Annotated in this window: 8 protein-coding genes; 5 read left to right on the plus strand and 3 right to left on the minus strand. The window is 23.6% G+C overall.

Annotation, left to right across the window (positions count from 1 at the left end; genetic code table 11):
* Positions 1-49: 49 nt before the first annotated feature.
* The 3 genes from GBZ86_RS08540 to GBZ86_RS08550 form a co-directional block, all read right to left on the minus strand.
* On the minus strand, positions 50-1564 hold the full coding sequence (locus GBZ86_RS08540) for a hypothetical protein (RefSeq protein ID WP_152889641.1): 1515 nt from the start codon (positions 1562-1564) through the stop codon (positions 50-52).
* Between the two features lie 486 nt (positions 1565-2050).
* Entirely contained in the window at positions 2051-3253 is a 1203-nt protein-coding gene (locus tag GBZ86_RS08545; RefSeq protein ID WP_152889644.1) for a leukocidin family pore-forming toxin, read from the minus strand.
* A 344-nt stretch (positions 3254-3597) separates the two neighbouring features.
* Positions 3598-5403, minus strand: a complete 1806-nt coding sequence (locus GBZ86_RS08550; RefSeq protein ID WP_152889647.1) for a hypothetical protein — start codon at positions 5401-5403, stop codon at positions 3598-3600.
* 320 nt (positions 5404-5723) lie between these two features.
* Here GBZ86_RS08550 and GBZ86_RS08555 point away from each other — a divergent pair, with 320 nt between their 5' ends.
* The 5 genes from GBZ86_RS08555 (at position 5724) to GBZ86_RS08575 (ending at position 10761) form a co-directional block, all read left to right on the plus strand.
* Positions 5724-6659, plus strand: coding sequence for a chymotrypsin family serine protease (locus GBZ86_RS08555; RefSeq protein WP_152889650.1), 936 nt, complete (start codon positions 5724-5726; stop codon positions 6657-6659).
* 140 nt (positions 6660-6799) lie between these two features.
* Positions 6800-6979, plus strand: a complete 180-nt coding sequence (locus tag GBZ86_RS08560) for a hypothetical protein (RefSeq protein WP_152889655.1) — start codon at positions 6800-6802, stop codon at positions 6977-6979.
* A gap of 280 nt (positions 6980-7259) precedes the next feature.
* Entirely contained in the window at positions 7260-8291 is a 1032-nt protein-coding gene (locus GBZ86_RS08565) for a hypothetical protein (RefSeq protein ID WP_152889658.1), read from the plus strand.
* A gap of 507 nt (positions 8292-8798) precedes the next feature.
* Positions 8799-9335 carry a sigma-70 family RNA polymerase sigma factor gene (locus GBZ86_RS08570; protein WP_152889661.1) on the plus strand — a complete coding sequence of 179 codons (537 nt, stop codon included), beginning with the start codon at positions 8799-8801 and terminating at the stop codon, positions 9333-9335.
* Between the two features lies 1 nt (position 9336).
* The gene (locus GBZ86_RS08575; RefSeq protein WP_152889664.1) at positions 9337-10761 is read left to right on the plus strand and encodes a DUF4179 domain-containing protein; all 1425 of its coding nucleotides are present in this window, start codon (positions 9337-9339) and stop codon (positions 10759-10761) included.
* Positions 10762-10857 lie beyond the last annotated feature (96 nt).

A 10857-nucleotide genomic window follows, 5' to 3' on the forward strand; every position in this document is an offset into this window, starting at 1 on the left:
CTAATAAAGGATATAATTAAAGGATAATTTAGTAAAAAAATTTTTGGATTTAAAGACTTTGTAGACCAGTATTTGTTATTAAGTAACGTTCTAAATTTGTTGTAGGTATATGAGTATTTTTTTTAGTTGGAAAATTAGTTATATTTATAAGATTTCTAGATTTATCATTATAAGAAAGTTCTATAACATAATTGTAATCAAATATTTTAAAATTAACTTCATCTAAAAAATCTTGTAACATATCTTTTGATTTTAAGGTGCTATTAAAGATTAATGAATTATTAGAATCTAATAATTTAAAAGTAAAGTAATCATAAGTACTAGATGAATCAATTTCATCAGAAAATTTAAAAGTTCTTATTACTTTATCTAAAGTATTAAATTCTATAACTATAACAGGAATATTTAATATATTTTTGATTCTTATGGTATTTTGTAGTGTATCTACATGAAGTATACTTGTAGGTATATAATCTTCAAGTCCATTTTCAGTTATTTTTAAATATTTCTTAACGCCTTCTAAATTAAAAAACTTTGTATTAATTAATGTTAGTTCACCTAAATTAGGGAAATTTTTAATTTTAAGAGATTGATCACTAATACAATCTAATTCTATAATATCTCCTATTTTAAAATTTCTATTATGCAATCTTGAAGCAAACTTATCCATAACTTCATCTGCTCTAAAAAGTGCATTATATTTTATTTGCTCATTTGAATCTCTTAATTTAAATAATAAATAGGCAGTGTTTGGAAGGAAAGGATTGGGGAATACTTGAAATGAAAAAACAAGTAATGTTAAATCTTCAGTATTAAATTTTATATCCCCTAAAGTACCTATAAAAATTTCCTCAGGTATTGTTATAGAAGATGGCATTGGTGGTTCTGGTTTAGATGGAGGAGTATAGGGCATTAATCCTTGTGCTGTAAGTTTAAAGAACTCCTTTTTTACTGTAGGAATATGAATACTGTCTTTATTAGGATAATTAGTTATATTTATTTTTGAAGGTAGAAAATAATTTAATTCTAAAAAATTTTCATCAAAAGTAAAGGAGAAATTATTTAATGTTTGTAAAAAATTAGAGCCTGTTTCATTAGATAAAATTTCAGCTGTTTTAATAAGCCGTTGTGTGGCAATATGTTTAAGTCTTAGTATAAAAAATTCTGCATTAGTGGGAATATTATCTGAAGTTTCATCAGTAGAAGTTATTATAAATTTTTTGTTTATAGCATGAAATTCTACTTTTGCTACTTCATTATCAGAACTATTTTTTATTATTATAGAATTAGCTAATTTAGTTATAGGTGGTTTAGGTTTGTAAGGGATTAACCCTGTAGGAGTTATTTTAAAATGATCTATATTAGCTGTAGGTGTATAAATTTCTCCTATATTTGGAAAGTTAGTTATAAAAACTTTTTTTTCAGAGAAAGAAGATAAATTTAATTTATCTTTAAGGTTAAAGTCTGTATTTTTTAATTTACTTATAGAAATAATATTAATATTAAAATTGTTGTTTATATTTTTATGAGGTTTATTATTATTTTTAGAATAACTATAAAACAATTTCATACCTCCTTAGTATTTACAAGTAATTATTTCTTTCAAGCTAGTATATACTAACTTGAAAGAAAACTAACTATATAGAGTTGCTATAAGAAAATGGTTTGTGGCGTAAAATATTTAATCTTACCATGTTTAAATTAGGGATGTCTAGTAGTGGCGAAATGGCAACGCCTGTTAAAATACGGATTGAATAATAAAACTTCTAACGAAGTCATGTCTATTGTGGGCGTAGAGGTTTACTAGTGCATATATTTAGTTTTGCAATACACTAATAATTACATTTGTTATATAAAAAAAGAAGTTTACTTATTTAAGTATCTAATTTAGAAAATTTAGTGTAATATAGTATATTATTTTATCAATGATAATGTTAATAATTTTAAAAATACTATATATAATAAAAGAGTAAGTATTTAATGTACTTACTCTTTTAAGGTATTATATATGTCTTTTATAATATTCTATAAGGGTTAATGAAAAATTATATTACTTAACAAGTTCCCATACCCATTTTCCACCTATAATTACTCCACCATCAGGCAATATTTTTGTTTCACTTTCATTATCTTCAAAAGTTCTTGTTATTTTATTTTTTGCCTCTAAGTCTTCCACTCTTTTTTGTATTGCTATTTCTTCAGGAGTTGTAGCTGATGAATTCATAAAAGCACTGTATTCATTATTTAATTTTGTTACAAGTTCTTTAAGTTCTTTAGTTTCTTTTTCTTTTTGCACTTCATCAAAAGATTTTATAGTATGTTTCTTCCAATCTATAACAAACTTTTTCACAACTTGTTTAGTACAATCATAAGAATTTGATCCATACCAATTTCTTCCTCTGGCCCATTTTATTTCATAAAAATCCATATGCTTTTTAAATGTTATCTCTACTAAAGATTGAGATTTATTTTTTGGAGCTTTTAATGCAACTAAAAAGTTAGGAGAAAATCCACCTGATATTAATGAAGGTAATTTATCAATTGATGTTAAATTTTCATTTCCTGCATTAGATAATCTTGATTTCATATACATTTCATTTCCATAGAAATGAGTTTTATAGTATCTGTCATAACCATCTGGAGTAGAATCAAATTGTACTTTCCAATTTACTTTATGAAGATTGTTTTCATCTTGTACAGTAGTAAAGTTTTCTTGATCATAACTTATATTTTGACTATGATTAAAGCTAGCATTAATGTTTCCCATAGGTTTACCTGATGTAACCCCAACTACTCCTCCTACTGAATATCCCATAGTGTTACTAACACGAGATGATTTTATAGTATTTGTTGGAGTACTTGAAACAATTTCAGTTTTTCCACCTGAATTAGCTTCATCTTTAATTTCAATAGAACATTCATAACCTGAAGGCCAATTCATTGATCCATACCAATATGAACCTTGTTGTTTTACTCCAGATTTAATAAATGACCCATCTGTTGATAAAAACACAGTACGCTTATTATCAAAAGGATCTACAAAAAATTTAGCATTGGCTATAAATTTCATATTCAAATTAGAATCTTCTAATGCAGCAGTTGAATTATAAATTTTTAATTCCTTTTTATTTTCAGTTACATTGGCTTTATTTTTATTTGCTGCCATTGCTTGTACACCATTTAAAGAAGCTGTACATCCTGTTATTGTAGCTGCAGTTAATAATATAGCAGCTATTTTCTTGAATTTTAACATACTAAAATTCCCCCTTACTTATCTTTTGTGTATTAAAATTCATCTTAAAAATTTAAGATTATAAGAATATTATAAAAAAAAAACTTGCATAATTATACTAGAAAATATTGGGATAATTATGTATTTATTGTTTGCAAAGAGTTTTTGAATCAATAAATATACACTAATTTCATTTTAGTATATTTAGTATAAAAAAATATCACTATCCATAATGAATGCAAAGTAGATATTTATTACTATCATAGCTTTCTTCATTATGGAAGTGATATATAATTTTAGTTATTTTGAAAAATTAAATATAAAACTTGCATAAAATAGTATTTAAATTATAAATTTAATTTAATTTAATTAAACCAATCTGTTACACTATTCCAAGCTGAATTTGCTGCAGATTTTACTTTGAAATAAGCTTTTAATGCTGCTACTGTTCTTCTAGCTGTTGAACATAATGTATGAATTTTTTTTGTAAAGGGAGAGATGCTAGATTGTTGTGAAGAAGTACCTTCAGTAATATTATCTAGTATTTCATTTGCTTTTAAAACATAATCAAAAGCTGTTTTTATAGTTTTTGCAGTTTTATAAGCTTTTTTAGCTTTATTGCTTATAGAAGTAATAAAGGAAACTGGTTTTTCTTCTTTTTTACTTCCAGTAATTGATGATATAAAATTCATTCCAGTTTTGGCTGTATTCGATAATTCATTAGCTGTATTTATTATGTATTTTACAGATGAATATAAGTCTTTAGTGGTTGTATATACAGTTTTACTTGTTGAAATTACATCAGAAGTTATTTTACTTCCTTCAGTATAAATGCTAGAAGCATAATCATATAATTTGTTAGTAGAACCAAAATAAGAAGTTTTTTCTTCCTTAGTTTCTGTTAAAGTTTTATTAGAATCTTTAGCTTTTTTTAGATCCTTTTCTAGTTTAATTCCTTCTATATATAATGGGCTTTCAGCAGATTCACCTTTTTTTAAGTGTTTTATTAAGCTGTTTAAAATAGGTTCATTAAAGGTATTGTTTTTCTTTATTTGTTTTATTATATAATTTCCTAAATCATCACATAAGTTTAATGAAGTTTTTAAAATATTGCTTGTACATTCATTTTTGTTAAAATTATGTATTGAATATGTAAAACCAGAAATAAAATCATCATTTATTTTTTCTTCTTTTTTAAGTTCTTTAAATTTATTATTTAGTATATTAATACAAGCCTTTTCCATAGAGTTTTTATGAACAGTATCCTGTGCTAAAACTTGCATAAAGTAATTTACTCTAGTAGATAGGTCTAAACCATCATTATAAGAGGTGGCTTTATTATAGTAATTAGTAAATTCTTCAATATATTCATCTTTTGCTTTATTAACTATTTTTAAAGATATTTTATCTAATTTCTTACAAGTTAAATTTGTTAATTTAGTGCAAAAGCTTTTAGCATCCTTATTTGATTTAATATTTTTAACGGAATTTAATAAATCATAAGAATTTTTTAGGTTAGTAGCAAATTCTTCTTCAGCTTTAGCTTCACTTAAAATTTTATCAGCAAAGATTAAAGTATCTTTTTTAATATTTTTATTTTTTTTAATTAAATTTTTATAACTATTAGCTTTATTTACAGCTTCTTTACTTAATTTTAAAAGGTGAGAAATCTTATTTTCTTCCATTTCTGAATTGGCTTCTTTTAGTGCTTTTGATGAAAGTTCTAATGCTTTAAAAGCATCTTCTTTAAAAGAGTTTTCTTTAAGAGTTAATTCTTCTTCAGTTTGAGAATTTAGCCCTAAAAATTCGGATAAACTACTTAAAAATGATTTTGTTTTTTCTTCAGATTTAGGAAACTCTTTTTTCTCTTCTTCTACTTTATTTTTTAATTCTTTTGTTGTAGTAGGTTGCTCTTTCTCTAAATGTTTTTCTTTAGATTGTTTAGATTGTAAATTTTCTTTATTTTGTTCTTCTTTAAGATTTTCAGTATTTTCTAAATTAAAATTATAATTTTTTGAGGAAGTACTTTCTAATTTATTATAAACTATATAAGTTTCTCCCTCTTTTTTATCATTTAGTGTTTTAGCATTAGTAATACAAGTAGTAGCACCTATTAATGTACCTGTAACTAATGTGCATGTTAATATTTGTTTAATCTTTTGTTTATTCATATATATTTCTCCTTAGTTAAACATTAATTTAGATTCAATAAATATATGGATAATTATACCATTAAATTTGTGGAACTATTTATTTTATCATAATATTCTATTTACAATCAATTAATTTTACTTTAGCTTTTTCTTAAAAATATTTTATAATTGAAATTAAAGTAATGGTCAGATATTCTTAATAGCTAAAAGCACATTTTGTAAATTTATTCATAATATATAATCATTGAGAATATTTTTATAAATTATTTTATATAGTATTTTACTTAAAAATGCTTAAAAGCTTGAATAATATAATTTTTCTTATAGGAGGAGTTTAAATGAGCTCTTTATTAGAAAATTCAATAAAAGATATGATTAATAATTATGATAAAGTTTTTTTTCATAAATCTAATGTTATTGGAGTGGGTTTAGGGGTTAAGAATATTAAGGGAATGAATACTAAAGAACCTTGTTTACATGTTTTAGTAAAAGAAAAAGTACCTTTAAACAAATTAAATAAAAAAGATATTGTTCCTTCAAGTTTTCTTGGTATAAAAACTGATATTATAAATTGTGGAGGTTTTAAACTTTCAGGAGAAAGTCCTATTACAAAAATTAATAATATTAATTTAAAAAGTCGCATACGTCCTATAAAACCGGGAATTAACATAGCTGCTTTTAATGGTGAAATTGGTGGAACATTAGGAGCTATAGTTTTTGGAAATAAAAAAAATACTCCCTACATTTTAAGTTGTAATCATATATTAGCAGATAATAATGAACTTGAAGTAGGAGAATATATTGTCCAGCCAGAACCTCCACCAGATTATTATCACAATTTAGTGGCATTTTTATCAAAAGCCATTAGGTTAGATTTTGAAGAAAAAGGTATAAATATTGTTGATGCAGCCATTGCTGAAATACCTTCATATGTTAAATATACAGAAGAAATACCTTATATTGGGAAGGTGAAAAACATAGCAGATCCATATATAACTATGAGGGTAAGAAAAACAGGATGTGTTAGTGGATATACTGAAGGTGTTATAAAAACTATTAATACTAAAGTGAGAATAAGCAATATTTATGGAGAAAAACTTATGTTTAAAGACCAAATAATTGCAAGTTATATGAGTGAAATTGGAGATTCAGGGAGTATAGTAGTGGATTCTTATAATAATGCTATAGGATTATTAATGGGGTTAAGTAAAGAATATACTATTATTAATCCTATAACTAAAATATTAAATTATTTAAATGTTCATTTTAATTAGTTTGATATTAGTTATTAAATGTTTATAAAATTCACTGTGAAATTTAAGTGATTGAACTAATTGGTATAAACATTTAAAGGAACTGTATCAAAATATCATATGTATCTAAAAGAAAGATTGTACTTAATGAGTTAAGTACAATGAGTATTATTAAAATAATAAGTCCAGTGGATATATTAAATTTCACTGGATATTTTTTTTATTCTTTAGGAAATTATAATTTAAAAAATCTGTGGATAACTTTAATTAAAGTGCCTAAGGCGGTCTGCGAAGCAGATTTTTTTATTTCATATTTAGTAACTACAATTTTAAAATTATAGTTTGGATACAACTACTTTATTATAACTTCTGAATTTTTGAAAATTTAATGTGTATATTTTAGACAAAATACAATGAATTAATACTTAAAAATTTTATATAAATAAGCTTACGAAAAAAAAATAAAAAAATTTTAAAAAATTTACTACAAAAAATAAAACTTTTGCATATTTTATATATGTAGAGAAAAATATGTAAATTTTTATGTATTAATTTGAAAATAGAAATTTATAGAAAAATATTGATAATTAAAAGTTATTGACAGAAAAGGGGTAAGCTTAAATGGCAACTAAATTATATAATTCACATCTAACTAATATTATGACAAATTGTAAGGAGTATTATATATTAGATACATATATTGCTTTAGTACATATATCACAGGAAGTTAATTCTAAGTATATTATTGAAACATATAGTGAAAGTAAAAAGAATCTTGTAAATATTTTAAAAAAGTATATTAATGTTACTTCTAAAACAATTTTAAAGTGTGTGGACAAGCTTCTTGAAAGAAATATTTTAGTTTATAACTATAGTCTTTCCGCATGGGTTTTAGTTGATATGGAACATATGACCCAAACTAAAAGTTATGATTTTGAAAATTATTCTGAAAGTAAAAAATTTAGTGGTTACGTTAAAATAAGAAAATTCTTTTTTAGCCAGGAATTTTCTGCTATGAAAGCTAGGGAAAAGAGAATTTTAATATGCTTAGCACAAATGGCTGATTCAAAGGCTAGAAAATTTTATAAGGATTTTTCAATGAATCTTTTAAAACCTAATAGTATTTGGCTTAAAGTTTTAAATACTAAAAATAAGTATTATGCTAAATACACTATTGAAAATATGATTAAAAAATATAAGGGATTATTTATTGATAATAGTGAGGAGAAAAGAGAAAAGGATATTGCTCCAAGTAAAAATAAGGCTTTCAAATTTTATTTTCATTGTGAAGTAATAAAAAATAGTCCTAAAGATAATGATGTTATGGAATTAGTTAAGAGTACTAATAAAAAGGAATATGAGTTAATTAAAAATAAAATTGACTTTGCAGAAGTAACCTTATCTAAGCAAAAAATAATGCATCTTATAAGGTCTATAGCTAATATAAAGGAGTGGTTTCTTAAAGAAAGAGTAGTTCAACTTATTGTAAATAAGTTTAGAGCTATTCAAGTTCATAGAAGTAGAGAAGCTATAAAGTCATTACCAGCCTATGCAAGTTGTGTAGTTAAATCTGTTATGGAAGAATATAAAAATTTAAAAACTACTATGGAATTAAATTCTTTACATTCCTATGAACTAGAAGAATATTTTTAGTAAGTAAAGGTGAACAAGTAAAGTTTAGTAAATTAGGTTAAAGTGTTATATCCTATTAAAAAAAATTTGATTTTAATAGGCTTTCTTTGGGTACAAAAAAATTATATAATTTAAATTATTTATAAAATAGGGAGAATAAAAAGTAAAAATTCTCTCTTTTTTTTATGTTTATTTTAAATTTTATCACCATTCTCTTTAATTATATATTTTAAATGTTTATTTTTCTTTTTATTTTAGGAAAAGTTGTTAAAAATAAAAGAAAAGTTGTTTAAATAGGGGGAATTGTTATTAAATTCAAAGGGCTATGAAACTCTTATATAGTAAGGTATTAAAAGGATTTTTAATATCTATTAATAGTAAGAAAAAAATATAAAGTGTATGATAATATATTAACTAGATAAATTTTATACATAATTAAAAAAATAGAAATTAAAGAAAGATTTATTAAATAAATTACGACTATATTTATGAAAGTACTTTCAATAATTTAAAAGGAGTAAAGATAATTTGAATAAGGAGAAATTTATTAAAGAGCTAAAGAAAGGTAATTCTACAGCATTAGATTATGTTTTTGAACAATATGGCAATTTGATTTTTAAGGTGGCTTATTCTATTTTAAATAATAGGCAGTTAAGTGAGGAATGTGTTAATGATGTTTTACTTAAAGTATGGAATAATATAAATAATTTTAATGGGGACCATAATAAATTTAAAACTTGGATTATAGTTATTAGCAAGTATACAGCTATAGATAGATTAAGAAAAGAGAAAAAATATAAAAATGTTATTGAATTAGAGCAATATAGCACTCATGTTAATAGTATTGAAGATTATTTAGAAAATAAAATATGTAGAGAAGAGATACTAAGTGAAGTAAATAAGTTTGATAAGGAAAATAAAGAAATTTTTATTAGAAGGTTCTTTTTAAGTTATTCAGTGAGAGATATAAGTAAGATTATTGGTATAAGTGAGAATGCTGTAAGTAATCGAATAAGAAGATGTAAAGAAAAGCTTGTTACAAAATTAAAAGGGGAGGTTATTTAGTGTGGATAAGGAAATTTTAGATATAGTTAATAACATAGATATTGATGAAAGTGAATTTGAGCATATTGATGTAGAGTTAAATGATATTGAAAAAAGAAGGATAAGAAATAAGTATAGAAAGAGTGTTAAAAAGAAAAATTATTTTGTAAAGAAAATAGTTATGGTGTCTGGACTTGTGTGTATTACAGTAATAGGTGGATTTATGGTTACTCCTACAAGGGCTAGTAACATTCCTATTTTGGGTAAAGTCTATGAAGGATTAGGTGTGTATGATGAATATGAGGAGTATAGAAAATATGTAGGAGAATCTATTCAAGTTAAAGGTGGAAAATACACACTAGAGGAATTGATGATTACACCTTATAAATCATTAATGGCTATTAGAATAACTTCAGATAAACCTATATTAGAAAGTGAAATGGAGTTTATGGTAGATGCTAATATAGGGGGAATAAGTTGGGACAGGGGAACAACTAAAAGCTATAGAATAGATGATTATAATATAGTTGAAGTAATAGAGCAGAGTTATGATAAAAAAATTCCTCAAAAGGCATTGGTTAAAATAAATATTCATCAAATGGAAACATTAGAAAAACCATCATTTATTGAACAAGGGAAGTTTCATTTAAAAGCTGATTTTGGTAATAGCTATAATGATTTTGAAAGTATAGATATAAGTAACTTAGTTATGAAAAATCTATTATTAGAATTTAGTAAAATAAATGCAAGTGTAATGGGAACAGACATTACTGGAACTATAAAAATAAAAGATGAATCTAATAATTATAGTTTAGACGAGATTTCAGAAAAGTATAGTAAATTACAATTATTATTAGAAGTTGATAATAATTTCTTTAGTGCTCCTTTAAACACTAGTTGGAGTAAAATAGGGAAAAGTATAAATGGAAGTATCAAAGTAAAAATACCTAATTTAAAGTATGAAGAAATAAAAAAAGCTAAGGATATAAAATTAAGTGTGTATGAAAATAAATACACATCATTAGAAAATCTTAGTGTATATGAAAGTGATAATGCTATTAATAATTTAAATAGTAAAAATGAACAGAAAGATAATATTAAAGAAATTAATGGTGTTAAGTATAAAGAAACTATTGAATTTAGTGATGGACATAAAGGTGTATTCTCTAATTTAAATATAAACAATAATACTATAAGTATTTCATATAAAGGAAATAAAGAAGATATACATTACTTAACTAATTTAACATTAGAGGTATTAAATGAACAATCAGAACTTTATTCACATTTTAAAATTTATCCTCAAGTATTTAAAGATTCAAACAAAGAAGATGAATTTTTCATAAAATTTAAAAATATACCACAAGATAAAAATTTAGAAATTTTCACAGGCTTCGGTGAAGAATGGAATAATAAAAAATTACTAGAAGTCTATGAAGTGAAGTAGTGTATTCACCAAAGAATTGCTTTTAAACTTCTTATTTATTAAACATAATTTATTAAAATTCAATATTTTTTATGAATGTTTTAAAATATTTTATAT

It is taken from the genome of Clostridium tarantellae, assembly GCF_009295725.1.
Classification (GTDB): Bacteria; Bacillota; Clostridia; order Clostridiales; family Clostridiaceae; genus Sarcina; species Sarcina tarantellae.

Coding starts and splice junctions, on each gene's coding strand:
- GBZ86_RS08545 (WP_152889644.1), bottom strand. CDS start 3,253: ATGTTAAAATTCAAGAAAATAGCTGCTATATTATTAACTGCAGCTACA.
- GBZ86_RS08550 (WP_152889647.1), bottom strand. CDS start 5,403: ATGAATAAACAAAAGATTAAACAAATATTAACATGCACATTAGTTACA.
- GBZ86_RS08555 (WP_152889650.1), top strand. CDS start 5,724: ATGAGCTCTTTATTAGAAAATTCAATAAAAGATATGATTAATAATTAT.
- GBZ86_RS08560 (WP_152889655.1), top strand. CDS start 6,800: ATGAGTATTATTAAAATAATAAGTCCAGTGGATATATTAAATTTCACT.
- GBZ86_RS08565 (WP_152889658.1), top strand. CDS start 7,260: ATGGCAACTAAATTATATAATTCACATCTAACTAATATTATGACAAAT.